Below are 24,596 nucleotides of genomic sequence, written 5' to 3'. Positions count from 1 at the left end.
CCGCTGATGCTCCTTGTTCGGGGGTGGGTGATGGCCGCTGCCGATCCGGATTCGGGTGTCGTTCGGCAGAGCGTAGCGCATAGATATAGGGTTGCCTAACCTATGCAAGGTCATCCTTACCAACCAGAGGCCAGAGTTGTGACATCGACCGCATCCGCGCAGACATCGACCGCATCGCCCGCCACGGACCACCGCGACGGCTTCGTCCCGTTCCCCGCCGACCTGGCCGAGCGGTACCGGCGAGCCGGGTACTGGGCGGGCCGCCCGCTGGGCGAACTCCTGCGCGACGCGGCCCGGCAGTGGCCCGAACGGCCGGCGCTGCTCGGCGCCGCCGCGACCTCCTACGCGGCGCTCGATCACGCGGCCGACCGGATGGCGCACGGCTTCCTGGGCCTGGGCATCCGGCCCGGCGATCGAGTCGTCGTGCAGCTGCCCAATGTCTGCGAATTCGTGCCGGTGCTGTTCGGCCTGCTACGCGCCGGGATCATTCCCGTGCTGGCCCTCCCCGCCCATCGCCGCGCCGAGATCGAGCATCTGACAAGGCTTTCCGGCGCGGTCGCCTACATCGCCGCCGATCGCCTCGGCGACTTCGACTACCGCGGCCTCGCGGCCGAGGTCAGCGCGACTGTCCCGCCGCTCCGGCACGTCCTGATACTCGGCGACCCGGGCGCGTTCACCGATTTGAATTCGATTCCCGCCGAAGGCGATTCGCTCCCCGAGGTCGACGCCTCCGAGATCGCGCTCATGCTGGTCTCCGGTGGCACCACCGGCCTGCCCAAACTCATCGCCCGCACCCACGACGACTACGCCTACAACGCGAAGGCCAGCGCCGAGGTCTGCGAGCTCGGCCCGGCGGACGTGTACCTCGCGACCCTCCCGGTCGCCCACAACTTCCCGCTGGCCTGCCCCGGGGTGCTGGGCGCCGTCGCCACCGGCGGGGCCATCGCCTTCGTGACCGACCCCAGCCCGGAGAGCGCCTTCGCCGCCATCGAACGCCACCGCGTGACCGTCACCGCAGTGGTGCCCCCGCTGGCCCAACTGTGGTGCGCGGCAGTCGATTGGGAGGACGCCGACCTGTCCTCGCTGCGCCTGCTCCAGGTCGGCGGCGCGAAACTGGCCGAGGTGAACGCCCGCGATGTCGCACCCGCCCTGGGCGTCCGATTGCAGCAGGTGTTCGGCATGGCGGAGGGCCTGCTCAACTACACCCGCGCCGAGGACTCCGCCGAGCTGGTCTGCACCACGCAGGGCCGTCCCCTCTCCCCCGCCGACGAGGTGCGGGTGGTGGACGAGCAGGGCCGCGACGTCGCCGACGGCGAGGAAGGCGAACTGCTCACTCGCGGCCCCTATACCCTGCGCGGCTACTACCGTGCCCCCGAACACAATTCGCGCGCCTTCACCCCGGACGGCTTCTACCGCAGCGGCGACCTGGTACGCCGCCTGCCCAGCGGCCACCTGATCGTGTCCGGCCGCGTCAAGGACGTGATCAACCGCGGCGGCGAGAACATCTCCTGCGATGAGCTCGAGGAGCACCTGCTCGCCTATCCGGGCGTCCGGCACGCGGCCGCCGTCGGCCTGCCCGATCCGGCGCTCGGCGAGAAGGCGTGCGTGGTTCTGGTGACCGAGGGCGCCCCGCCGACCCTGGCCGACATCAAGACCTTCCTGACCGAACGCGGTCTGGCCACCTACAAGCTGCCCGATGTGCTGCGGCAGGCCGACGCGCTGCCGGTCACCGCGGTCGGCAAGATCGACAAGAAGGCCCTCGCAGCGCGGTACTGAGCCAGACGCCATAGGGTTCAATCATGGGCGGGTGGAACAGATCGAACATTCCTGACCAGACCGGCCGCACCGTCATCGTCACCGGCGCCACCAGCGGCCTGGGCGAGGCCACCGCGCGCGCCCTGGCCGCCGCCGGCGCCCAGGTGATCATGGCCTGCCGCAATGAGATCAAGGCGCAGGCGGTGGCCCGGACCATGACCGGGAACGTGCAGATCCGCCAGCTCGATCTGGCCGATCTGGCCTCGGTGCGCGCCTTCGCCACGGGCGTCGAGCGGGCCGATGTGCTCATCAACAACGCCGGCGTGATGGCGGTGCCGAAGCAGCGCACCGCTGACGGTTTCGAATTGCAGATCGGCACCAACTATCTCGGCCACTTCGCGCTGACCGGACTACTGATGGACCGCATTTCGGAGCGCGTGGTGAACACTTCCAGCCTCACCCACTTCATCGGCCGCATCGATCTGGACGATCTGAACTGGGAGCGGCGCGCCTACTCCCGGTTCGGCGCGTACGCGCAGTCCAAGCTGGCGCTGCTGCTGTTCACCTACGAGCTGCAGCGGCGGCTGACTCTCACCGGCTCACCCAAGCTGGCGGTGGCCGCGCACCCCGGCTACGCGGCCACCGAGATCAGCTCCGAGACCGAGAACCTGCTCGAGCAGATCGTCGGGCTGGGCAATCGCCTGGTGGCGCAGAGTGCCGAGATGGGCGCGCTGCCAACCCTGTACGCCGCCACCGCCGAGGTCGAGCCGGGCGGCTACTACGGCCCCGATCGGTTCAACTGGCGCGGCCACCCCACCAGGGTGAACTCCAGTGCCGCCTCCCACGACGAGAAAACCGCACGGCAGCTGTGGGAGTTGTCCGAGCGGTTGACCGGCGTGGAGTTCGACATCTAGCCGTCAGGCCCGCACCACGTACGGCGCGACACTGCCGAGCTTCTCGCACGTCTCCTCGAATTCGCGGTCCGGCCGGGACTGCTCGACCACGCCCGCGCCCGCGCGCAGCCATGCGCCCGCACCGGTCTGATAGACCGCGCGCAGCACCAGCGTCGCCTCCAGCGCGCCGTCGGGCGAAACGGTCACCACCGCACCGGAATACGGGCCGCGCGGATCGTGGTCGAGGCGGAACACGGCGTCCACGCCCGCCGCCTTGGGGATGCCGGAGGCGGTCACGGACGGGAACAGCATCTCCAGCGCGTCCCACGGGCTGCGGTCGGCCGCCAGCCGCCCCCGCACCGTGGACGCCAGGTGCTGCACGCTGCCGCGCTCACGCACCGCCATGAAGTCCGAGACCGCGGTGGTGTCCGGCTCGGCCACGGCGGCGATCTCGGCGAAGGAGGTCCGCACCGAAATGGCGTGCTCGACAATCTCCTTCGGGTCGCGCACCAGATCGGCGCGGGCCGCGAGATCGACATCATCGCCGCGACCGAAGGCCCGCGTCCCGGCCAGCGGCTCGGTGGTGACCACCCGATCCCGGTCCACGGCCACCACCAGTTCCGGACTGAAGCCCGCCGCCTCCAGGCCACCCAGGCGCAGCAGGAACGAACGCGCCGGAGTGTTGTTGACCCGACCCAGCCGGTAGGTGGCCGGAATGTTCACCGCGAAGGGCAGTTCCACCTTCCGCGACAGAATCACCTTCTGATACTTGCCGTCCCGGATTTCCGCGACACCGGTGGCCACCCTGTCCCGATAGCCCGTGTGATCCTTGCTGACGTCCACCGGGTGCGGCCGCGGCAGCGGCGCGCCCTGCGCGGCCGCGATCAGCGCGTGGACGTCCCCGGTCTCCGACGGCGTTGCGCCGCAGACCCGCACCCCGGCCGCGTCGATGCGCACCTCGATGCGCGGAATCATCAGGTGCGCCAGCGTCGCCCCCGGGTGCACATGCTCGGTCGCGCCCAGCGACCAGGCGCAGAACTCGAAGCCGATCCACCCGAACGCATTCCGCCCGTCCAGCGGCAGTCCGGCCAGCGCGCGGTCGATCGCCCGCGCCGGGTTCCCCGTCCACGGCCCGGCCGTGGTGCGCCCGTCCCAGCTCACCCGCAGTTCGTCGACATCCAGTTCGACCCCGCCCAGGGGGTCGGCGGCGAAGACCCATTCGCCGGGCCGCTCGTACACCACGTATTCGCCGAAGTGATCCGCCGCGGCGAGCGCGGATACCGCCGCGACCGGATCGGTGACGTATTCGCCCCACCGCCGCTCCCCGTCGAGCCGTACCCGTTCGTCAGCGACCGACACCAGACCTCCAAGGTTAGCCTTACCTAACTTGGGGGTGAGGTTAGCATTACCTTTCCCGCTATGGGCCGGGCCGGCTGCGACCTGTGCCATGGCAACCCGCCGGCACCGCGAAACCCCGAGCCCGACGGGGGAATTGCCAGACCTTCCGACCGGCCGCGCTCGTTTGGGTTTCAATGGATCGCAGCGGCTCATGCGGAGGGAACCACGATGCTCGATCATGACAGCCGGCTCCCCGAAGCCGCGCTCACCGCTCCGCAGTCCGTCGTCGCCCTGGTCGACGCCGCTTCCCCGGTGGAACGCGAACTCGTCGGGCACTGGCTCGCCGAAGGCGGCATCACCCAGGAGTTCGGCACCTCCGCACCCGTCACCCAGATCGATCTCGATGCCGGGGCCGTCACCGATCGGCTGGTCGGGCGCAGCGACGATCCGCTGGTGGTACCGGTGCGCGTGCTGTGGCTGCCACCCGAGCGAGACGGCGTGCGCCGCACCACCTTCAGCGACCTGCTCACCCTGTCCAATCCACGCAAACCCCACCGGCTCATGCAGCGGCGGCTGCTCAGCAAGGCCCCCGACCGGCACCTGGTGCTGACCGGGCAACCCGCCCGGCTCAGCGAGCTGCGCGCCAACAATCCCGGATCCGCCGGGGCTCCCGAGGCTTTCGGACGCGCCATCGTGCGCGCCGGCACCGTGGCCCTCGAACGCGCCGAACGCGCCGTCATCGGCGACCGGTACAAGGTGCCGCGGCTGGTGGCCGAGGAGATCCTGGACTCTCCGGAATTCCTGCGCCGGCTCGACGCCATCGCCGAGGGGTCCGGGATCCCGTCGCGTGAGGTGTACCGGCGGGCCGAGCGCGGGCTGCGGGAACTCGTCGCGGCGCAGAGCCGGCTGGTGTCGGACCTGTTCACGCAGGCCATGCGTCCCGTGCACGCCTCCACCTGGAAGGTCGACTCCGACGAATCCGGGCTGGACCGGCTGCGCTCGCTGAACCGGCGCTACCCGCTGGTCTTCCTGCCCTCGCACCGCTCCTACGTGGACGCCTTCGTGCTCGGGGACATCCTGGCGCGCAACGACTTTCCACCCAATCACGTGATCGGCGGGGCCAACCTCAAGTTCTGGCCGATCGGGCCCATCGCGCGGCGCACCGGAACCGTGTTCATCCGCCGCAGCTTCGGCGACGACGAGGTGTACAAGGCGGTCGTCGAGGAGTACTTCGCCTACCTGCTGACCAAGCGCTTCAATCTGGAGTGGTACTTCGAGGGCGGCCGCACCCGCACCGGCAAACTCCGGCCGCCCCGCTACGGACTGCTGAATTACCTTGCGGCAGCACTGCGTTCGAAACGCATCGACGACGTCATGCTGATTCCGGTGTCCATCACCTACGAGCGGCTCAACGAGATCGGGGCCATCGCCGACGAACAGACCGGCGGCGGCAAACAAGCCGAGGGCCTGACCTGGCTGGCCCGCTACGTACGCAACCAGCAGCACTCCGCCGGGCACGTCTACGTGCGCTTCGGGACGCCGCTCTCGGCCCGCGAGCGGCTGGCCGCCCACGGGGATCCGCTGACGGCACACTCGAATCCGGAATCCGAAGAGGTCGTCGAGCGCGAGCACCTGGCGGTGCAGCGACTGGCCTTCGAGGTCGCGTGCGGCATCAACGAGGTCACCCCCATCACCGTCAACGCGCTCACCACACTGGTGCTGCTGGGCGTGCACGAGCGCGCCCTCACCCGCGGCGAACTGCGCACCGCCATCTCACCCGTGCTCGGCTACATCGAGCGCCGCGACCTGCCCCGCGGCGAACTCGCCACGCTGCGTGACGATCACAGGCTGGCCGTGGTGCTCGAACAGCTGGCCGTCGCCAAGGTCGTGACCGTGTACCGCGGCGGGCTGGAACCGGTGTACGCCATCCACGCCGGGGCGCACCTCGAGGCCGCGTTCTACCGCAACAGCGCCGTGCACTGGTTCGTCAATCGCGCCATCCTCGAACTGGCCATCCTCACCGCCGTCGAGGCGTCCGAGGGCGATCAGCTCCGGGTCGGATGGGAGGCCGCCTACCGGCTGCGCGACCTGCTCAAATTCGAGTTCTTCTTCCCCGAACGGGCCGAATTCACCAGCCAACTCACCGCGGAAATGCTGCTGGTGGACCCCGAATGGCACCGCCGCACCGCCGCCGGCACCGTCGGCTCCGAAATCCTGGCCCGGCTGGCCGAATCCGGCTTCATGATGGCGCACCGGGTGCTGCGCTCCTTCTTCGACGCGCAGCTGGTGGTGGCCGAACGGCTCGCCTCCCGCGACCCGGTGCTGGAGATCGACCGGAAGACCTTGATCGACGAGTGCCTGCACGTCGGCAAACAAATGCTGTTGCAGCAGCGGCTGCACAGCCCCGAATCGGTGTCCTCCGAATTGTTCGGCAGCGCACTCAAACTCGCCGACAACCACGGACTGCTCGAGCCCTCCGACGATCCCGCCGACCTGGCCGCCCGCCGCAGCCGCTTCGCCGCCGAACTGCGGGCCATCAGCCAGCGCATCTCGCGGGCCGCCACCCTGGATCCCTCCAATCGGATGGAAGCGCTGTGACACATCGGGTCCTGGGCATCGCGGCGGGCCGGCCCACTCTCCCGCACCTGCCCGGCGTCGGTGTCACCCAGCGACCGGTCGGCGCACAGGATCTCGGCGAAGCATTGGAAGCCGTGCGCAACGGGCCGCAAGGACCACGGGTGGCAGCCTTTTTCGACTTCGGCGGCACCGTGGTGCACGGCTTCAACCCGCCCCCGCTCCCACGGCGGCTGGCGCGGCGCAGCAGTACCCGGGGCGCGCTCACCGCCACCCTGCTGAGCAGCATTCGCGGGGCACGCAGCGAGGGCGAGTACGAGCGCTTCCTGCAGACGGCCATGTACAGCTGGGCCGGAGTGCCCGAGGCCGACCTGGAGGAACTCGGGCGACAGGTGTTCGCACACAGCGTGTACGGGCACATCTATCCCGAAGCGTGGCGGCTGGTGCGCGAGCACGAGACGGCCGGACATACCCTGGTGCTGATCAGCTCGATCACCTGTTACCAGGTGCGGCCCGTGGCCGAGGAGCTCGGCATCCCGCACGTGCTGTGCACCGCCATGGCCGTGCAGGACGGCGTACTCACCGGGCATGTGGAAGGAAAGCCGCTGTGGCGCAATGGCAAAGCCGACGCCGTGCGCCGTTTCGCCATCGCCCACGACATCGACCTGACCCAGAGCTGGGCCTACGCCGACAGCGCCGCCGACCTGCCGCTGCTGCAGACCGCCGGACACCCGGTGGCGGTCAACCCGGACCCCCGCGTGGTGCTGGAGGCGGCCGAAAAAGATTGGCCGGTGCTGCATTTCCGGCCCCGGCAATCGCCCAAGGCCACCGACTACGTCCGCACCCTGGCCGGATTGGCCGGTTTGCTGGGCGGGGCGCTGTTCGGTGTGGCCGCCAAGGCGCACACGAAACAGCGCCGCCAGATGGCGGATTCGATGATGACCTATGCCGCGGACTCGACCCTGCGCGGCACCGGCGTGAAAATCCGGGTGGTGGGCGCCGAGAACGCCCGCGCCCCACGCCCCGCCGTGTTCATCTTCAACCACCAGAGCCAGTTCGACATCGTGGTGCTCGCCGAGGTGCTGGGCACCGGCTTCACCGGCATCGCCAAGCGCGAGATCACCAAGAACCCGGTCTTCGGTCCCCTCATGCGCTTCGTGGAGGTGACCTTCATCGACCGCGCGAACACCGCGGCCGCCAAGGCCGCCCTGGAACCGGTGGTCGAAACCCTGCGCGGCGGACTCTCGGTCGTGATCGCGCCCGAGGGCACCAGGTCCCTGACCCCGCGCATCGGCCCGTTCAAGAAGGGCGCGTTCCACATCGCCATGCGGGCGGGCGTGCCGGTTATCCCGGTGGTGATCCGCAATGCCGGTGAAATCGCGTGGCGCAATTCGGCCGTCGTGCGCAAAGGCGTCGTGGACGTGGCCGTCCTACCGCCGATCGATGTCAGCGGCTGGGATCCGTCCGATATGGACGCCGAGGTGGAGCAGGTGCGTCAGCTGTTCGTGGATACGCTGCTCCACTGGCCCGACAGTTAGACAGCGCGACCGAACAGGAGCTTCCACGGCATGGCCGCGGACTCCAGCTGCACCTTCAGGCTCATCTTGGACGCGCCCTTGGTGCGCTCCTCGAAACGGATCGGCACCTCCGCGATCGCGATGCCCTTCTTGACCGTCCGGTAGTTCATCTCGACCTGGAACGAGTAGCCGTTCGACTTGATCGAAGCCACGTCGATGGCGCGCAAGGTGTCCGCCTTCCACGCCTTGAAACCGGCGGTCGCGTCCTTCACGCCCAGGCGCAGAATCAGGTTCACGTAGAAGTTCGCCCAGCCGGAGAGCGCCTTGCGGTACCACTTCCACTCCGCCGCGGTGGAACCACCCGCGACGTACCGGGATCCGAGCACCACGCCCGCGTCGGTGGATTCCAGCTTGTCCAGCATGGCCGGGATGACCTCGGCCGGGTGCGACAGGTCGGCGTCCATTTGAATGACCACGTCGGCGCCCTCGTCCAGCGCCTTGGTGATGCCCGCGATGTAGGCCCGGCCCAAACCGTCCTTCTCGCTGCGGTGCAGCACGCTCACCACGTTCGGCAGATCGACGGCCAGCTTGTCGGCCACCTCGCCGGTGCCGTCGGGTGAATTGTCGTCCACCACCAGCACATGCAGGTCGGCCACCGGTAGCGCGGTCAGCCGCTCCACCGCCACCGGCAGGTTCTCCCGCTCGTTGTAGGTCGGCACCACCACGGTGACCTTCAAGGTACGCCCTCCCGCTCGGTCGTCTTCTGGCTCACGAAACCGTACCTGGTCCACCTGAGTGCCTCGTGAGCGCACCAAGCAGGCGCGTCACCCCCGTCACTCCGGCGTCGGTCGTGTTCCTGGTCCGCTCGCCGATCTCGTTCCCGCACAATATCCAATGCACGACTGTCCCGCCTCCCCGCGCCTTCAACGCCCGGCTCAGAGCCGTCGACCGTTGTGCACGCGTGCCGGCGGCTGGTGCCAACCCGAAGTCGAACGTCCCCGACGAGTTACCCGGACGTCGTCGAAATCAGTCGTCACCTTCGTCTGCCGCCCGGTTTCTCTCTCGCACGATTGCCAACGCCCGTTCCGCTGTTGCTTTATCCGGGTACGGGCCCATCCGGTCCGCGAACCAGCACCGCTTCCCTTGCTCGGCCTCATGGTGTCTCAGGCAGTAATACCATTGTTCGTCAGCCATAACCCCAGCATGGCACCAAGATCAGCAGGAATACCCCGAACACGCGAAGAAGGCCCACCCTGCTGGGGCGTAGGGATTCGGCCCTCAGGTCATCAACGCCGTCATGAGCATCCGCCGAACACATCGGCTGCAAGAGAGGGTCCAGAAGGCGAAGCCCCTCCGGCTGAGGCGTGAGGCTCGGCCCCAGGTCATCAACCCGGTATGACAAGCCGCCGAATACACCGGCTCTGCAGGAGGGGGTCCGGGGGCGAAGCCCCTCCCGCTGGGATGCGGGGGCTCGGCCCCCACAAAATAAACGAAGAAAGCCCCCACTCGCGCTTTCCGCGAGCAGGGGCTCCCTGCGATCGAAGTGGCCAAGGCCGGGATCGAACCGGCGACCTTCCGCTTTTCAGGCGGACGCTCGTACCAACTGAGCTACCTGGCCGTAGGCACCCGATTCGAATGCCGAGCTTTAGTTGTCTTGCGACCCTGACGGGACTCGAACCCGCGACCTCCGCCGTGACAGGGCGGCGCGCTAACCAACTGCGCCACAGGGCCTTGCTTCTGCTCCGACAACGATGTCGCCATCGTCGTACCCCCTACGGGATTCGAACCCGCGCTACCGCCTTGAAAGGGCGGCGTCCTAGGCCGCTAGACGAAGGGGGCCCGCCGGATTTCTCCGGACCGTTTGCTCAACGGCTTCCGTTGGGAGCGGAGATAGCTTATGACAGCCTCCGCGTGATTCCCAAATCTGCTGGTCAGAGTCCCAAGTTAAGATCTTCGAGGCGGGCGGACACCCGCCAGCCGGTGCGGCGGAACTCCTCGGTCCACTCCGGTGTCGCGGTGGCATCCACGATCACCTCGAGCGCCTCGGCGAACCGGGACCGCAGATCCACCGGACCCGCCAGCACATCGGCGATGTAGCGCTGACCCGCCAGCGCCGCCGCCAGGGTGCGGGTGAATCGGTCCGGATCCGAATCCTGACGCAGCTGTTTGCGCTCGGCCGCTTTCACCGCGAGCTGCCGAATAGCGCGCCCGAGGATGCGGCCGCCGCCGGCCTGGATGTCGCGATAGAACTCCGGCTCGATGATGAGCCGGAACTCGGCCTGGATGATGATGTCGTTCTCCAGCCGCAGCGCGATCTCGTCGATCATGCCGTGCAGCACGTCCAGTGGGTCGAGATCGGTTCTGGCGAGCCACCTTTCGGTCGATGCCCGATAGCGGTCGACCGCCGCCTCCAGCACCGCACGGGCCAGGTCCTCCTTGGAGTCGAAGTGAAAGTACATGGCCCCCTTGGTCGCCCGGGAACCTTCCAATATGCGGTTGAGCGATGCAGCGGCATAGCCGCTCTTCCCGAACTCAACGGCGGCGGACCTGATGATCGCCGCGCGTGTCCGGCGGGCCCGCTCTTGCTGCCGTGCCATGCTCGAAATGCCTCCGAAGCTAGCTAACCGTCGCAGACCGGCGCGCGGCCTCGACGCAAAGTTACGTGTCTTTCAAATACTTCAAAACGGGCTTCGCCCGGAATGACCAAACTCTTGGTACGAAAAAGCGCGAAAAACTTGAAACACACCAACTGGTATAGTTTTTCCCGCCAGGGTGCACAGCGGGTGCGCGCCCGGGCGTTCACGTTGTCCTGGTCCGCCTCCCCGCAGCTTCATCGTATGGGAGCCGCGATCGGCCAGACCGGTCGCGACACGTTCGGGCACATCAACGATAAGCCGAATCCCGTGCCGCCGGGGCAATCCCGGTTCTTCGGGAATTCACCAGTCGGTCACCGTACCCGGAAAGCGCACCCAGCGTGAGGTGTACCGGAAAGTCAGTTAGCCAGCATACCCCCTATCGAAAACCGCAATATCCCGGCAATCGAAGGGATGATTGGTTCGATTCGGCGAATTCGCCCATATCCCACCGATGTTCGCCACACCGATCGGCGATGCGCACACTGTTCTCATCGACGCCGCATCGCCATCGAGTCGCCGGCGCCACCCCCGCGCCGACCCCGGCCGGTAACGGCCCACAGCCCCAAAAAGCTTGCCACACATCACCATTGGATGATATTCACACTCCAGCGCTACGAAACAAATTGAGTGGCAAGGCGATTGCCGGACCCCTCGACAACGGCAATCAGCGGTCGCTCACCGGCGCGACGGGACGACATCGACACTCCACCCGCCACACTCCGCACCGGACCCCTGCCGACCCCAGGTCCTTTTTCTCGCGGCGCCGCACCGACCGGGTCCGCACCCTCACAGCGGGACATCGTCCCCCGATCCGGACCCCACGACCCCCCGAGCCTCGCCGATCGGCACGGCAAGTCACCCCAACGGCACACCGCGTCACCCCCGCCCGGGTACTCCCATTCCCCGCGGACCCCGCCACCCCGCCCGCGCCGCACCGCCCAGCCCCATCCGACCGGGCTATGACCTGCGCAAACACCATCTGCCAGAGCACAATCGGATACTCGTTTAACACTTAGGGGGTCGGCACATTAAACTGACGTCCCGCACGCCCCTATAGCTCAGTTGGTAGAGCTACGGACTTTTAATCCGCAGGTCCCAGGTTCGAGCCCTGGTGGGGGCACGCCCGCGTGAGGGGCCCGGAGACGTATCACCGGGCCCCTCGCCACATCCGCGAATCCGTGGCAATCCATCCGGTCCTCACCTACCGTGACCCGGACAGAGCCTTTCCCGGCAACCACCACCACAGGCGGAGTTCATGACCTCCTTCGATGACCTGCTCGCCAATGTCCCGGTCGCCCAGATCGCCGAGAAGCTCGGCGTCGACGAGGCGACTGCCAAAACAGCGATCGACGCGGCCGTACCCGTCCTACTCGGCGGTTTTCAGACACAGGCCGGCAACCCCGATGTCGGCCTGAATCTGGAGAACGAAGTCGCCAACCAGCCGCACGGACTGCTCGACGGCGGTGTCGACATCGATCAGGTGGACGTCGTCAACGGCAGCCAGATCGTCGATCAGACCTTCGGCGCCGACAAGAACACGGTGATCAACGCTCTCGGCAATGTCGGCGGCAGCGATATCAGCCAGGATCTGATCGGCAGACTGCTGCCCATGCTCGCCCCGATCGTGCTGGCATACCTCAGCGGGAAGGCCCTCGGCGGCGTGGCCGCCGAGCCCGGTGGCGGCGGCCTCGGCGACATCCTCGGCGGTTTGCTCGGCGGCGCCACCGGGGGAAACACCGGAGGCGACCTGGGCTCCATCCTCGGCAAGGCGGTCGGCCGGAACGCGGGCAGCGCGCTCGGCACCGTGCTGGGCGATCTACTGGGCAAGAAGTAGCCGTGCACCGGAAGACGACGTGCGGCTAACGAACCGCGGCCCACAGCGATACACCGGTCGCTGTGGGCCGCCTGTCATATGACATCTCTCACCAACACCGCAATGGCACACGTGTGAGTTTCACATCACCCTACGGTCACGTAAGGTATTGGCGCGGCGGCAGGCCGGCGAGGGTATGACAGCACGACGCACGACACGAAGGGCACATGTATGGCAAAGGATCTGACTCAACTCGAGCTACTGACGGAGTTGGAGCCAATTGCCGAGGAGAACGTCAATCGCCACCTCTCCCTGGCCAAGGAATGGCATCCGCACGACTACGTGCCGTGGGACGAAGGCCGCAACTTCGCGGCGATGGGCGGCGAGGATTGGGATCCGTCGCAGTCGCGGCTGAACGAGGTGGCCAAGGCCGCCATGATCACCAACCTGCTCACCGAGGACAATCTGCCCTCCTACCACCGTGAGATCGCCGAGAACTTCTCGCAGGACGGGGCCTGGGGCACCTGGGTCGGTCGCTGGACCGCCGAGGAGAACCGGCACGGCATCGTCATGCGCGACTACCTGGTCGTCACCCGCGGCGTCGACCCGGTCGCCCTCGAGCAGGCGCGCATGATCCATATGACCAACGGGTTCGCCTCCCCCACCGAGGCGGACGCCGGCTTCCTGCACTCGGTCGCGTACGTGACCTTCCAGGAGCTGGCCACTCGCGTCTCGCACCGCAACACCGGCCGGGTCTGTGACGACCCCATCGCCGACCGCATGCTGCAGCGCATCGCGGCCGACGAGAACCTGCACATGATCTTCTACCGCAACATGTGCGGTGCGGCCCTGGACCTCTCGCCCGACCAGGCTCTCGACGCCATCACCCTCATTCTGGAGAACTTCCAGATGCCGGGCGCCGGCATGCCCAACTTCCGCCGCAACGGCGTGCTGATGGCCAAGCACGGCATCTACGACCTGCGCCAGCACCTCGAAGAGGTGGTGAACCCGGTGCTCAAGAAGTGGAGGATCTTCGAGCGCGACGACTTCACCGCCCGCGGTGAGGCGACCCGGGAGCGCCTGGGCGCCTTCCTCGAGAAGCTCAGCAAGGACGTGGTGAAGTTCGAGGAGCAGCGCGACCGCATGCTGGCCCGCGAGGCCGCCAAGCGCGAGCAGGAACTGGCCGCCACCGGCAGCTGACCGGTACCGCCAGTCCGGCACGGCCCCTCGGGATTCATTCCCGAGGGGCCGTCGTCATGTCCGGGGTCGGTGCGGCTCACTCGATTTCCTCGACCGTCTCTTGGAAGGCCGTGGCGGTGCGGTCGAAGTAGTCGAAGAGGACTTCGCGCTGCTCAGGGGTGTAGCCGAGCAGGATTTCACCGCCCTTCTGCCGGGGGGCGAGCATCCGGTCGAGATCGGCGGGTCGGCCGACGGGTTCGACCAGCACCTTGCGGCGGTCGTTGGCATCCGGCACCCGGCGCATGTAGCCCGCCTGTTCCAGGCGGTCGATGAGGCGGGTGGTCGGTCCGGTGGTGAGTCCGGTGCGGGCGGCCAGTTCGCCGGGGACTCGGCCAAGAGGCAGCCGAAAAAGCTGGGCAAGCGGGTCACCTACACGGTGGTGCGCGAGGCCGACGGGCAGTGGCGGATCGCGGCCGTCCAGAAGACCCAGCGCAAGCCGTTGCTGGAGACAATCACCTTCGAGTCCCAGCCCGGCACCCGGCCCGCCGCGCGCGCAGCGCTGTGACCGGGGGCACTCCGGCGGGCGGGCGGCTCTGGCCACGGTCGCGCGGATGAGAGACTGGAGAGCGTGACTGCCTCGCTCGAAGCCCCCAAGACCGAGCTGCGGATCGGCCCCTACCCGCTCGATCCGCCGGTCGTGCTGGCCCCGATGGCGGGCATCACCAATGTCGCCTTCCGCACCCTGTGCCGCGAATTCGGCAGCGCCACTTCGCTGTACGTGTGCGAGATGATCACCGCCCGCGCCATCGTGGAGCGCAATGAGAAGACGCTGAACATGATGGCCTTCGGGCCGGACGAGTCGCCGCGCTCCATGCAGCTCTACGGCGTCGACCCCAAGACCCTGGGCGAGGCGGTACGGATCGTGGTCGGCGAGGGCTGGGCCGACCACATCGACATGAACCTGGGCTGCCCGGTGCGCAAGGTGACCCGCCTCGGCGGCGGGTCGGCGCTGCCATACAAGCGGCGGCTGTTCCGCGAGATCGTGCGCGAAATGGTCTCGGCCGCAGGCGATGTGCCGGTCACCTTCAAGTTCCGCATCGGCATCGACGACGAGCACCACACCTACCTGGACACCGGCCGGATCGCCGAAGCCGAAGGCGCGGCGGCGGTTTCACTGCACGCCCGCACGGCCGCGCAGCTCTACTCCGGGCAGGCGGACTGGTCCGCCATCGCCCGGCTCAAGGAGACCGTCACCAGCATTCCGGTGCTGGGCAACGGCGATATCTTCACCGCCGAGGACGCCCTGCGCATGATGGCCGAGACCGGCTGCGACGGCGTGGTCGTCGGCCGCGGCTGCCTGGGCCGCCCGTGGCTGTTCGCCGAACTGAGCGCCGCCCTGCGCGGCGAGCCGATTCCCGCGGGCCCCACCCTGGGCAAGGTCGGCGAGATCCTCTATCGGCACGCGGCGCTGCTCGTCGAGCACGACGGCGAGGACAAGGCCATGCGTGATATCCGCAAGCACATGGCCTGGTACCTGATGGGCTTCCCGGTGGGTTCGGCGCTGCGCCGGCGGTTCGCCACCGTGACCAGCCTCGCGCAGATCGCCGACCTGGTCGGGCAGCTGGATCCGGACGTGCCGTTCCCGGCCGACGCGCTCGGCCCGCGCGGGCGGCAGGGTTCCCCGCAGACCAAGGTTGCCCTCCCGGACGGCTGGCTCGATGATCCCGAGGACACGACCGTGCCCACCGCGGCCGACGTCATGCACAGCGGTGGCTGAACGCTCCCGGTTCGGGCTCGATCCGGACACCGCCCGGCGCAGCTCCCGGGCCTTGCGCGCGTACCCTGGCACACTTTGCGGAGGCATGGCCGTCCAGGTGCGCGGCGCACCCGGACAAAGCAGAAATACCGGCCCCACCTGCGGTGGACATACGTTCGAGTGGTTCACCGTGGCGAAATCGTTATCATGGCCCTCGGCATCAAGAGCAAAGTGAGGTTCGTTGGTGGGTGACGATCGGTACGGGCGCACGCCACGACCCGGAGGTCGCGCCCCCTGGGAGCGCTATCCCGCGGACTCGGACGACCAGGCGCGCACCGGCCGGCGCTCACGCCATACCGACGACTCCGATCCCGCCGCCGCGCCCATTTCGGTCCAAGACCTCGTCGAGCGGGTGGACAGCGAGCGCCAGACCCGCCGACGGCGCCGGGCCGCGGCGAATAAGCCAGACGAACCGGTAGTCGATGGCGTCGAGCCGGGCAGCGGCCACACAACAGTTGGACCGGCCGGCTCGACACCCGTTCCGGCGCCTCCGACTCCCCCGCAGAACCCCGCACCCATCAACGGATCCCCGCCCGTGACGAGCACCGGCTCCCAGCGCACCGTGCGCGACACCAGCCACCTACGCCGGGTCGCCAACGCACCCGGCACCGGCAGCAACCGGACCGCGCGGCCGGTCGACCCGACAGCCGATCCGGTCACCGTGGAACTACCCCCGGTCACCGAGGCCACCCCGCCGACGCCGCCCGCGCCCACTCCGCCCGAACACACCCGGGCCCTGACGCGAAAAATCAAATCCCCCGCGGACTATCCGACCACCGCGCTCCCCGCAGCCGTGGGTTCCACACCGGCTACACGGGTTTCGAGCGCGAACCGCCGACGCAACCGGCGCCTGCACCTGGCCGGTCGCGTCGGGCTCGCCATCGTCGCCGTCATCGCGCTCATCGTCACCGGCAGCGGCTGGAGCTATCTCCGCGCCAAGGACAACAACTTCCAGCAGGTCTCCGCCCTCGACGACAACTCCCCCGACATCGTCGACGCCGACGGGCAGAGCGGTGACGAGAACTTCCTCATCGTCGGCACCGACACCCGCGCGGGCGCCAATGGCAGCCTGGGCGCGGGCAGCGTGGCCGACGCCGAGGGCGCGCGCTCCGACACCGTCATGCTGGTCAACATCCCGGCCAACCGGGCCCGCGTGGTGGCCGTGTCCTTCCCCCGCGACCTGGACGTCTCCCGCCCGGTCTGCGAGGGCTGGGACAACGACAAGGCCGTCTACACCGGCGAGAAATTCCCGGCCGCCGACGGCGACAAGCTCAATGCCACCTATGCGCTGGGCGGGCCCAAATGCCTGACCAAGGTGATCACCAAGCTGTCCGGCCTGAAGATCAACCACTTCGTCGGCATCGACTTCTCCGGCTTCGAATCCATGGTCGACGTGGTCGGCGGCGTCGAGGTGTGCACCACCAAACCGCTGGTCGACGAGGTCCTCGGCACCGTGCTCACCACCCCCGGCAAGCAGGTCGTGAACGGTTCCACCGCGCTGGACTATGTGCGCGCCCGCCACGTCTACGGCGAGGAGCGCAGCGACTACGACCGCATCAACCGGCAGCAGCGCTTCCTGTCCTCGCTGCTGCGCAGCGCGTTGTCGAGCAAGGTGCTGTTCGACCCGGGCAAGCTCAACGGGTTCATCAACGCCTTCGCCCAGCACTCCTTCATGGACAACGTCAGCACCAAAGACCTGCTGACACTGGGCCGTTCGCTGCAGAAGATGCAGGCCGGGAGCATCACCTTCCTGACCGTCCCGACCGCGGGCACCACTTCCTACGGCAACGAGATCCCGCGGGAATCGGATATCAAGGCCATCTTCCGCGCCGTCATCGACGATCAGCCGCTGCCCGGCGAGAAGAAGACCGACACCCCGGCGAGCACCAGCGCCGCACCCGTCGCCAAACCCAAGCCGGCGGCGGTGGATCCGAACACGGTCTCGGTGCAGGTGTCCAACGGTTCCGGCCAGGCGGGCATCGCCGGCACCACGGCGACCAGGCTGGCCGCGCAGGGTTTCCAGATCTACAGCACCGGCAACTACGCCGACGGCACCTCGGCCAAGACCAAGGTCCGCTTCTCCAGCGGTCACGAGGCCGAGGCGGGAACGGTGGCCAGCGCCATTCCCGGTGCGGTCCTGGAGCCGGCGAGCGGGCTGGGCAGCATCGTGGAGGTGGTCCTCGGTTCCGACTTCACCGGCACCGTGAAGACGCCGACGGCCTTCGGGCAGCCGCTGCCCGACACCCCGAGCGACTCGGGCGGCCCGAGTGCGACTCCGGTCACACTTCCGCCCGATCTGGAGCATGTGAACGCGGCCGACGACCTGTGTAAGTGACCATCCGTCCCGCTTACCGGAACTGCGGCGACCGTACTGGAACCGACCAGCACCGACGGTTCACCCGCAGTTGGTGACTTGGTCAGCGGTGCGCACTAATGTCTTGACTCATGCGTGTCATCTACAACGAACAAATGGCCGAGCTCGCCGATCTGCTCGGCGGCATGGCCGGGCTCGCCGGATCGGCGATGGAGCGGGCCACCCAGTCCCTGCTCAATGCCGATCTCGAGCTCGCGGAGCAGGTGATCACCGAGTACGACCGCATCGCCGAGATGATCCAGCTGGCGGAGGAGAAGGCCTTCGCGCTGCTGGCCCTGCAGGCCCCCGTCGCCGGTGATCTACGGCAGGTGGTCAGCGCCATCCAGATCGTCTCCGATGTGAACCGGATGGGCGTGCTGTCTCTGCACGTGGCCAAGATGACCCGTCGGCGGTTCCCGCAACACGCCGTGCCGGAGGCTGTCAACAGCTACTTCGCCGAGATGGGTCGCGTCGCGGTCAAGATGGGCGCCACCGCCAAGGAGGTGCTGGAGTCCCGCGATCCCGAGCGGGCCGCCAAGCTCACCGATGACGACGAGGCGATGGACGACCTCCACAAACACCTGTTCACGCTGATCATGGATCGCGACTGGCAGTTCGGCGTGGCGGCGGCCGTGGACGTGGCGCTGCTGGGCCGCTACTACGAGCGCTTCGCCGACCACGCGGTCGAGATCGGGCGCCGGGTCGTCTTCCTGGTCACCGGTGTGCTGCCGCCCGACCCGGATTCGGAAAAAGAGAGCATCTGACTCTCCGGCCTCTCAGGGGCCGAGCCCGCTGAGAGTCACCCCGGCGAAACCGTGAGGGCCCCGGGCAGAGCCCGGGGCCGTGGTGGCGTCAGTCCTCGTCGGACTCGCGCCAACCCATCAGAATCGATCGGCCCCGTTCGGGGCGCCATGGGAGCGTCGCGGCCACGATGACCGCGCAGACAACCAGGGTGCCGACCGCGATATAGGACGCGGCCTCGGCGCCCTGCATGGCCGCGACCTTCATGGCGTGGATCAGGTCCGCTTTCGCCGGCGCGAGCAGCGGATTCACCGGCGCCTTGACGATCCCGATGATGCTGATGGGCGTATCGCTCGCCAACTCCTTCTGTTGCGGGTTCATGATCTGGCCGGGAATCGCGCCGATCCGGTCGGCGATGTGGCCGGAGTAGACCGACGTCATCACCGAGCCCAGCAGCGCCACCCCGAGGGCTCCGCCCACCTCACGCGTGGTGTCGTTGACCGCCGAGCCGGCGCCCGCCTCCTCCGCCGGCACCGCGCCCATGATGGATTCGGTGGCCGGGCCCTGCACCACCGCGAAGCCCAGGCCCATCAGGATCATGGACACCACGACCGGCCCCAGATAAGGGGTTTCGACGGTGGTCCGGCCCGCGATGTACATGGCCACCGCCAGGATCAGCAGGCCCGACACCACCATGGCCGTGGTGCCCAGCCGCTGCGCCAGCATGGTCGCGATCGGCGCGCCGAAGCCCACCGCCACCGCGAAAGGCAGTGAGTGGACGCCGAATTCGAGCGGGCTCAGCTCCTTCACGCCTTGGAAGTACTGGGTGATCAGGAACAGGAATCCGAACGCCGAGAAGTAGGACACCGTGATCGCCAGCGACGGCAGCGCGAAGCGGCGATTGCGGAACAGCCGCATGTTCAGCACCGGCGCCGGCGCCCGCAGCTCCCAGCCCACGAACGCGGCCAGCAGCGCGACCGAAAGGAGATACCCCGCAAGGCTTTCGGTGGCGAACCAGCCCTGCTTGGGGGCCTCGATGATGGACCACACCAGCGCGGTCACCCCCGCCAGCGACAGCAGGATGCCGAGCCGGTCGAGCCGATCCACATGGTCGGCACGCGATTCCGGCACGGTCGCCAGCGCGGCCGCGATGCCCGCCAGCGCCACCGGAACATTGATCCAGAACACCGAGTGCCAGGAGAAGTACTCGAGCAGCCAGCCGCCCACGGTCGGCCCGAGGGCGACCGCGATGCCGGCCATGGCAGTCCACATCGCGATGGCGGCGGCGCGCTCGCGGGCCACGGTGAAGATATTGGTGATGAGCGCCAGTGTGGCCGGGAAGACCACGGCCGCGAACACGCCCATGCCCGCGCGGGCCGCGATGACCTGTCCGAGGCCGGAGGAGAGCGCTCCGGCCGCGGACATGACCGCGACGCCGCTCAGGCCGATGATCATGAACAGCCGTCGTCCGTATCGGTCGCCGAGGTGTCCCATGGCGAGCAGCAGGCCGGAGAAGGCCAGGGTGAACGCGTCCACGATCCACTGCAGGCCGCTCATATAGGCCTGCAGCTGCACGGCCATTGCGGGCAGGGCCACATTGACCAGCGTGTTGTCCAGGACCACGAGCAGTTCCGCGAGACAGATGGCGATCAGGGCCGCCACCTTCGCGCGCTGTGACAATCCCGCCGCGCCCTGTCCGGAATCCAGGCTCGCCGTTGAGACGGTCATCCGACACCTCCTTACTAAACCGATCGGTTTACCAATGAGGTCAGACTAACTGTTACGAACAGTTGCACACAACGGCGGCTCGCAGATATGACCCACGCCACGATTCCCCGATGTCCACCAAAGAAGAAGCGGCCCAGCCCCCACAAGGGGCCGGACCGCTTCCTGAGGCCGAATTGTTCGTGACAACTGATTTTGTGCCGACCGACGGTGATTCCCCAAGCACCTCCTAGGTCGGTTCGGCATCCAACCGCCGACGCGCGCGCACGGCCGCCCACGGCACGAGCCGTGGGCGGCCGTGGGTTCGGGGAGGCGGGGAGTCTGCGGTCTATCCGAAGCGACCCGAGATGTAATCCTCGGTCTGCTTCTGCGACGGGTTGGAGAAGATCTTCTCCGTCTCATCGATCTCGATGAGCTTGCCCGGCTTGCCCTGCGCCTCGAGGTTGAAGAACGCGGTCTGGTCACTCACACGCGCGGCCTGCTGCATGTTGTGGGTGACGATGACGATGGTGAACTCCTTCTTCAGCTCCGTGATCAGATCCTCGATCGCGAGCGTGGAGATGGGGTCCAGGGCCGAACACGGCTCGTCCATGAGCAGCACGTCCGGCGATACCGCGATGGCGCGGGCGATGCACAGACGCTGCTGCTGACCGCCGGAGAGGCCACCGCCCGGCTTGTCCAGCCGGTCCTTGACCTCGTTCCAGAGGTTGGCGCCGCGCAGCGACTGCTCGGCCACCTCGTCCAGCTGGGACTTGTTGCGCACGCCCTGCAGCTTCAGGCCCGCCACCACGTTGTCGCGAATCGACATGGTGGGGAACGGGTTCGGCCGCTGGAACACCATGCCGATGGTGCGGCGCACGCCGACCGGGTCGACCTGGGCGCCGTAGATATCCTCGCCGTCGAGCAGCACCGCGCCCTCGACGCGGGCCTCCGGGGTCACCTCGTGCATGCGGTTGAGCGCGCGCAGCACGGTGGACTTGCCACAGCCGGACGGACCGATGAACGCGGTCACGCTGCGCGGCAGCACCGTCAGCCCGACATTGGCGACCGCATGGAACTTGCCGTAGTAGATATTGAGGTCTTTGACGTCAATTCGCTTGGCCATCAGTCTTTCCTTCTATCGGTTCCGCGTCAGCAGCTTGTTGACCGCCGCGGCGGCGAGGTACAGCAGCGCGATGATCAGGATCAGAGTCAGCGCCGCACCCCAGATGCGTTCGCGGCCGGCCGGCTCCGGGTTCGACAGCTCCTGGTACATCAGCAGCGGAAGCGAGGCCATATTGCCGTTGAACACATCGAAGTTGATGGCCTTCGAGTAACCCACCAGCACCAGCACCGGCGCGGTCTCACCCATGACGCGGGCGACGGCCAGCAGCATGCCGGAGATCATGCCCGGCGCGGCCGTCGGAATCACGATCCGCACAATGGTTTTCCACTTCGGGATACCGAGTGCGTAGGAGGCTTCCCGCAATTCGTCCGGAACCAGCTTGAGCATCTCCTCGGTGCTGCGCACCACCACCGGCAGCATGAGCAGCACCAGGGCCAGCGATACCGCGAAGGCGCTCTGCGGGTTTCCGAAGGTGGCGATCCACAGCGCGAAGATGAACAGCGCGGCCACGATCGAGGGCACGCCGGCCAGGATGTCGACCATGAAGGTGGTGGTCTTGGCCAGCCAGCCGCGCCCGTACTCGACCAGGTAGACGGCGGCCATGATGCCGAGCGGCACCGCGATGATCGCGGCGATTCCCGACTGCACGATGGTGCCGTAGATGGCGTGGTAGACACCGCCCGCGTGCTGATCCGGCAGCACGCCGTTCTGCGACTTGGTCCACCAATCGATATTGGCGACGGCCTTCGCGCCCTTCTGGAGCACCACGTAGAGCACCCACAGCAGCGGCACCAGCGCCAGGCCGAAGCACAGCCACACCAGGCCGGTGGCAATGTTGTTCTTGAGCCGACGGGCGACGCTGACGTGCCGGAAGGTCGGCGCCTTGATCGGCTTGTCGAGTGTGGTGGTCATCCGTTGACCTTCCCGCCGGCCGCCAGCCGAGCCAGTGCGTTGACGACGAACGTGAGAGCGAACAACACGAAACCGGCGGCGATGTAGGCGCCGGTCGGCAGCTTCGAACTGAATTCCGAAGCGGCCGAGGCGATCTTGGAGGCGAAGGTGTAGCCGCCGTCGAACAGCGACCAGTGTCCGGCCTTGGTCGAGGTGCGCAGCACGATCAGGACCGCGATGGTCTCACCGAGCGCACGACCCAGGCCCAGCATGGAACCGGCGATCACGCCCGAGCGGCCGAAGGGCAGCACGGTCAGGCGCACCACCTCCCATTTGGTGGCGCCCAGCGCCTGCGCCGCCTCGATCTGCGAGCGCGGGGTGAGGCCGAAGACCTCACGGCTGACCGAGGTGATGATCGGCAGGATCATCACCGCCAAGACCACGCCGGCGGTGAAGATGGTGCCGCCGCCGGCAATGCTGACATTGCCGTCGGCGAACAGGAACAACCAGCTCAGGTGCTTGTTCAGGAAGCCCTGGAAGGGCCCCAGCTTGGGGGCCACGACCAGGAGACCCCAGAGACCGAACACGATCGACGGCACGGCCGCCAGCAGATCCACGATGATCGAGAACGGCCGCGCCAGCGCCTTCGGCGCATACTGCGTCAGGAACAGCGCGATACCCACACCGATCGGCACCGCTATCGCCAGCGCGAACACCGAACTCAGCACCGTGACCATGAACAGGTCCTTGATGCCGAAGTGCAGGTTGTTCTCGTCCTTGACGTTGAACTCCGTGGTGGTGAAGAAGTTCGACTTGTTCGCCGCGATCGAAGGCCACGCCCGGATCAGCAGGAACAGCGCGATCAGGGCGATGGCGGCGACGATGATTCCACCGGCTGCCGTGGCCGCCGAGCGGAAGGCGAACTCCGCGCCGAACTTCGTGGGTGCGCCGCGCCCCGCGGCCGGTTTGATGCTGGGTTCGGTCGGCATCGGCGCAGTATCCCCCGGCAGTTGGGCACGGTCTTCCCTCGGGTCGGTCGAAACGGACAGACCCGAGGAGGCAGTTTCGTCGTGCACGGTCATCGTGGTTTTTTCGATCAGGCGATCACTGAATGGCGTTGATCGCGGTCGTCAGCTTGGTCTTGAACGCGTCCGGCAGCGGCACGTAGCCGGCGTCGGCGAGACCGGTCTGACCGTTGCCGACCGCCGAGGTCAGGAACGCCTTGACAGCCTTGGCGGTGTCGGCGTCGCTGTACTTCGAGCAGACGATCTCGTAGGTGGCCAGCATGATCGGGTACGCGCCCGCGGCGGTGGGCTTGTAGATCGAGCTGTTGTCGAGCACCAGGTCGTTGCCCTGGCCGGCGACCTTCGCGGCGTCGACGGCCTTGCCCGCGGACTCGGCGGTCAGCTCGACCGGCTTCGGGTCATTGGAGGTGGCGGTGGTCAGCACGCGCACGGTGGACAGCTTCTGCGCCTTGGCGAAGGACCACTCTGTGTAGGTGATGGTGAACTTGGTGTTCGCGACCGCGGCCGAGGTGCCGTCCGAACCCTTCGCGCCCTCACCGGTGCCACCGTTGAAGGACTTGCCCGCGCCCTTGGTGTAGCCACCGGCGGCGGTCAGGTACTTCTGGAAGTTGTCGGTGGTGCCCGACTCGTCGGAGCGGAAGATCACGCCGATCTTGTCCGACGGCAGCTTGTCGGCCTTGTTGGTGTTCAGGGCCTTGATCTGCGGGTCGTTCCAGGTGGTGATGTCACCGGAGAAGATCTTGGCCATGGTGGGCGGGTCCAGGACCAGGTCGTCCATGCCCGGGATGTTGTAGGCGACGGCGATCGGGCCGAAGACGGCCGGCAGGTTCCAGGCCGGGCTGGCGCAGCGGGCGGCGGCCTTGTCGGTCTCACCCTTCTCGGCGTTCAGCGGCGAGTCGGAACCGGCGAAATCGGTCTGGTTACCGATGAACTCGTTCACGCCGGCACCCGAGCCGGAGCCGGTGTAGTCGAGCTTGGCGCCCGAGCAGTTGGCCTGGTAAGCGGCGACGAAGCGGTCCATCGCGTTCTTCTGGGCGGTGGAGCCACTGGCCTTCAGCGACGACTTGCCACCACAGGCGACGTCGATCTTGGCGGCGCCGTTGCCGGTGTTGTTGTTGTCACTGCCACACGCGGACAGAGTCAGGGCACCGGCCGCGGCCAACACACCGAGCAGGGCGCTGCTGCGCTTGAGATTCACCTATATCCTCCGGGAATCACGATTGCACGTCCAACCC

19 protein-coding genes and 4 tRNA genes are annotated in these 24,596 nt (G+C 67.7%); 10 read left to right on the top strand and 13 right to left on the bottom strand.

All coding sequences use genetic code 11. The features are described 5' to 3' along the window. The first annotated feature begins 102 nt into the window (after positions 1-102). Together GLP40_RS00720 and GLP40_RS00715 are read left to right on the top strand one after the other, a co-directional pair. On the top strand, positions 103-1,776 hold the full coding sequence (locus tag GLP40_RS00720) for a (2,3-dihydroxybenzoyl)adenylate synthase (RefSeq protein ID WP_154785869.1): 1,674 nt from the start codon (positions 103-105) through the stop codon (positions 1,774-1,776). 23 nt (positions 1,777-1,799) lie between these two features. Beyond that, complete coding sequence (locus tag GLP40_RS00715; RefSeq protein WP_154785868.1) at positions 1,800-2,669, top strand: oxidoreductase; 870 nt, start codon at positions 1,800-1,802, stop codon at positions 2,667-2,669. 3 nt (positions 2,670-2,672) lie between these two features. On the opposite strand, the gene GLP40_RS00710 is transcribed toward GLP40_RS00715, so the two are convergent. Further along, complete coding sequence (locus GLP40_RS00710) at positions 2,673-4,007, bottom strand: salicylate synthase (RefSeq protein ID WP_328289525.1); 1,335 nt, start codon at positions 4,005-4,007, stop codon at positions 2,673-2,675. A gap of 207 nt (positions 4,008-4,214) precedes the next feature. On the opposite strand from GLP40_RS00710, the gene GLP40_RS00705 reads away from it, so the two are divergent. Together GLP40_RS00705 and GLP40_RS00700 are read left to right on the top strand one after the other, a co-directional pair. Further along, positions 4,215-6,584 (top strand): glycerol-3-phosphate 1-O-acyltransferase, encoded by a 2,370-nt coding sequence (locus tag GLP40_RS00705; RefSeq protein ID WP_154785866.1) that lies wholly within the window; start codon positions 4,215-4,217, stop codon positions 6,582-6,584. Then, positions 6,581-8,098 (top strand): HAD-IB family hydrolase, encoded by a 1,518-nt coding sequence (locus tag GLP40_RS00700; RefSeq protein WP_328289524.1) that lies wholly within the window; start codon positions 6,581-6,583, stop codon positions 8,096-8,098. Before GLP40_RS00705 ends, GLP40_RS00700 begins: the two co-directional genes overlap by 4 nt. Here GLP40_RS00700 and GLP40_RS00695 read toward each other — a convergent pair. The 5 genes from GLP40_RS00695 to GLP40_RS00675 form a co-directional block, all read right to left on the bottom strand. After that, positions 8,095-8,796 carry a polyprenol monophosphomannose synthase gene (locus GLP40_RS00695; RefSeq protein WP_328289621.1) on the bottom strand — a complete coding sequence of 234 codons (702 nt, stop codon included), beginning with the start codon at positions 8,794-8,796 and terminating at the stop codon, positions 8,095-8,097. The genes GLP40_RS00700 and GLP40_RS00695 overlap by 4 nt on opposite strands. 825 nt (positions 8,797-9,621) lie before the next feature. Then, positions 9,622-9,695: transfer RNA gene (locus tag GLP40_RS00690), tRNA-Phe, on the bottom strand. A gap of 39 nt (positions 9,696-9,734) precedes the next feature. Continuing rightward, positions 9,735-9,808: transfer RNA gene (locus tag GLP40_RS00685), tRNA-Asp, on the bottom strand. A 35-nt stretch (positions 9,809-9,843) separates the two neighbouring features. Beyond that, positions 9,844-9,916, bottom strand: a tRNA-Glu gene (locus GLP40_RS00680). Positions 9,917-10,008: 92 nt separating this feature from the next. Continuing rightward, positions 10,009-10,674, bottom strand: a complete 666-nt coding sequence (locus GLP40_RS00675) for a TetR/AcrR family transcriptional regulator (protein WP_154785864.1) — start codon at positions 10,672-10,674, stop codon at positions 10,009-10,011. A gap of 1,086 nt (positions 10,675-11,760) precedes the next feature. Between GLP40_RS00675 and GLP40_RS00670 the strand changes: the two genes are divergently transcribed. From GLP40_RS00670 to GLP40_RS00660, 3 genes are all read left to right on the top strand, one after another. Next, positions 11,761-11,833, top strand: a tRNA-Lys gene (locus GLP40_RS00670). Between the two features lie 135 nt (positions 11,834-11,968). Then, complete coding sequence (locus tag GLP40_RS00665; RefSeq protein WP_154785863.1) at positions 11,969-12,547, top strand: DUF937 domain-containing protein; 579 nt, start codon at positions 11,969-11,971, stop codon at positions 12,545-12,547. A gap of 210 nt (positions 12,548-12,757) precedes the next feature. Beyond that, the gene (locus tag GLP40_RS00660) at positions 12,758-13,726 is read left to right on the top strand and encodes an acyl-ACP desaturase (protein ID WP_154785862.1); all 969 of its coding nucleotides are present in this window, start codon (positions 12,758-12,760) and stop codon (positions 13,724-13,726) included. Between the two features lie 76 nt (positions 13,727-13,802). Here GLP40_RS00660 and GLP40_RS00655 read toward each other — a convergent pair whose 3' ends face one another. Further along, a complete protein-coding gene (locus GLP40_RS00655; RefSeq protein WP_328289523.1) occupies positions 13,803-14,306 on the bottom strand; it encodes a MarR family transcriptional regulator in 504 nt (167 codons plus the stop codon). A gap of 27 nt (positions 14,307-14,333) precedes the next feature. Between GLP40_RS00655 and dusB the strand changes: the two genes are divergently transcribed. Further along, positions 14,334-15,482: a tRNA dihydrouridine synthase DusB gene (gene dusB, locus GLP40_RS00650; protein WP_328289522.1), complete on the top strand. Its 1,149-nt coding sequence runs from the start codon at positions 14,334-14,336 to the stop codon at positions 15,480-15,482. Positions 15,483-15,807: 325 nt separating this feature from the next. Here dusB and GLP40_RS34670 read toward each other — a convergent pair whose 3' ends face one another. Then, positions 15,808-15,969 carry a hypothetical protein gene (locus GLP40_RS34670; RefSeq protein WP_328289521.1) on the bottom strand — a complete coding sequence of 54 codons (162 nt, stop codon included), beginning with the start codon at positions 15,967-15,969 and terminating at the stop codon, positions 15,808-15,810. A gap of 87 nt (positions 15,970-16,056) precedes the next feature. Here GLP40_RS34670 and GLP40_RS00645 point away from each other — a divergent pair, with 87 nt between their 5' ends. Together GLP40_RS00645 and phoU are read left to right on the top strand one after the other, a co-directional pair. Next, positions 16,057-17,856: an LCP family protein gene (locus GLP40_RS00645; RefSeq protein WP_328289520.1), complete on the top strand. Its 1,800-nt coding sequence runs from the start codon at positions 16,057-16,059 to the stop codon at positions 17,854-17,856. A gap of 110 nt (positions 17,857-17,966) precedes the next feature. Beyond that, positions 17,967-18,638 (top strand): phosphate signaling complex protein PhoU, encoded by a 672-nt coding sequence (phoU, locus tag GLP40_RS00640; protein WP_154785859.1) that lies wholly within the window; start codon positions 17,967-17,969, stop codon positions 18,636-18,638. Positions 18,639-18,726: 88 nt separating this feature from the next. Here the strand turns inward: phoU and GLP40_RS00635 are convergent, their stop codons facing one another. From GLP40_RS00635 to pstS, 5 genes are all read right to left on the bottom strand, one after another. Next, on the bottom strand, positions 18,727-20,343 hold the full coding sequence (locus GLP40_RS00635; protein ID WP_154785858.1) for an MFS transporter: 1,617 nt from the start codon (positions 20,341-20,343) through the stop codon (positions 18,727-18,729). Between the two features lie 325 nt (positions 20,344-20,668). Next, the gene (gene pstB, locus GLP40_RS00630; protein ID WP_154785857.1) at positions 20,669-21,445 is read right to left on the bottom strand and encodes a phosphate ABC transporter ATP-binding protein PstB; all 777 of its coding nucleotides are present in this window, start codon (positions 21,443-21,445) and stop codon (positions 20,669-20,671) included. Positions 21,446-21,457: 12 nt separating this feature from the next. Then, the gene (pstA, locus tag GLP40_RS00625) at positions 21,458-22,357 is read right to left on the bottom strand and encodes a phosphate ABC transporter permease PstA (protein WP_154785856.1); all 900 of its coding nucleotides are present in this window, start codon (positions 22,355-22,357) and stop codon (positions 21,458-21,460) included. Beyond that, positions 22,354-23,325, bottom strand: a complete 972-nt coding sequence (gene pstC, locus GLP40_RS00620) for a phosphate ABC transporter permease subunit PstC (protein WP_154785855.1) — start codon at positions 23,323-23,325, stop codon at positions 22,354-22,356. Before pstC ends, pstA begins: the two co-directional genes overlap by 4 nt. Positions 23,326-23,440: 115 nt before the next feature. Further along, positions 23,441-24,559 (bottom strand): phosphate ABC transporter substrate-binding protein PstS, encoded by a 1,119-nt coding sequence (gene pstS, locus GLP40_RS00615; RefSeq protein ID WP_328289519.1) that lies wholly within the window; start codon positions 24,557-24,559, stop codon positions 23,441-23,443. Between the last annotated feature and the right edge of the window lie 37 nt (positions 24,560-24,596).

It is taken from the genome of Nocardia aurantiaca, assembly GCF_009708175.1.
Classification (GTDB): domain Bacteria; phylum Actinomycetota; class Actinomycetes; order Mycobacteriales; family Mycobacteriaceae; genus Nocardia; species Nocardia aurantiaca.
The sequence above is the reverse complement of the archived record's forward strand: the minus strand, read 5'-3'. Positions and strand labels throughout refer to the sequence as shown.

What these genes read in the sequence shown, in the direction of transcription:
- GLP40_RS00675 (WP_154785864.1), bottom strand. Translation starts at nt 10,674, where the DNA reads ATGGCACGGCAGCAAGAGCGGGCCCGCCGGACACGCGCGGCGATCATC.
- GLP40_RS00665 (WP_154785863.1), top strand. Translation starts at nt 11,969, where the DNA reads ATGACCTCCTTCGATGACCTGCTCGCCAATGTCCCGGTCGCCCAGATC.
- pstB (WP_154785857.1), bottom strand. Translation starts at nt 21,445, where the DNA reads ATGGCCAAGCGAATTGACGTCAAAGACCTCAATATCTACTACGGCAAG.
- phoU (WP_154785859.1), top strand. Translation starts at nt 17,967, where the DNA reads ATGCGTGTCATCTACAACGAACAAATGGCCGAGCTCGCCGATCTGCTC.
- pstA (WP_154785856.1), bottom strand. Translation starts at nt 22,357, where the DNA reads ATGACCACCACACTCGACAAGCCGATCAAGGCGCCGACCTTCCGGCAC.
- pstC (WP_154785855.1), bottom strand. Translation starts at nt 23,325, where the DNA reads ATGCCGACCGAACCCAGCATCAAACCGGCCGCGGGGCGCGGCGCACCC.
- GLP40_RS00720 (WP_154785869.1), top strand. Translation starts at nt 103, where the DNA reads ATGCAAGGTCATCCTTACCAACCAGAGGCCAGAGTTGTGACATCGACC.
- GLP40_RS00660 (WP_154785862.1), top strand. Translation starts at nt 12,758, where the DNA reads ATGGCAAAGGATCTGACTCAACTCGAGCTACTGACGGAGTTGGAGCCA.
- GLP40_RS00635 (WP_154785858.1), bottom strand. Translation starts at nt 20,343, where the DNA reads ATGACCGTCTCAACGGCGAGCCTGGATTCCGGACAGGGCGCGGCGGGA.
- GLP40_RS00715 (WP_154785868.1), top strand. Translation starts at nt 1,800, where the DNA reads ATGGGCGGGTGGAACAGATCGAACATTCCTGACCAGACCGGCCGCACC.
- GLP40_RS00705 (WP_154785866.1), top strand. Translation starts at nt 4,215, where the DNA reads ATGCTCGATCATGACAGCCGGCTCCCCGAAGCCGCGCTCACCGCTCCG.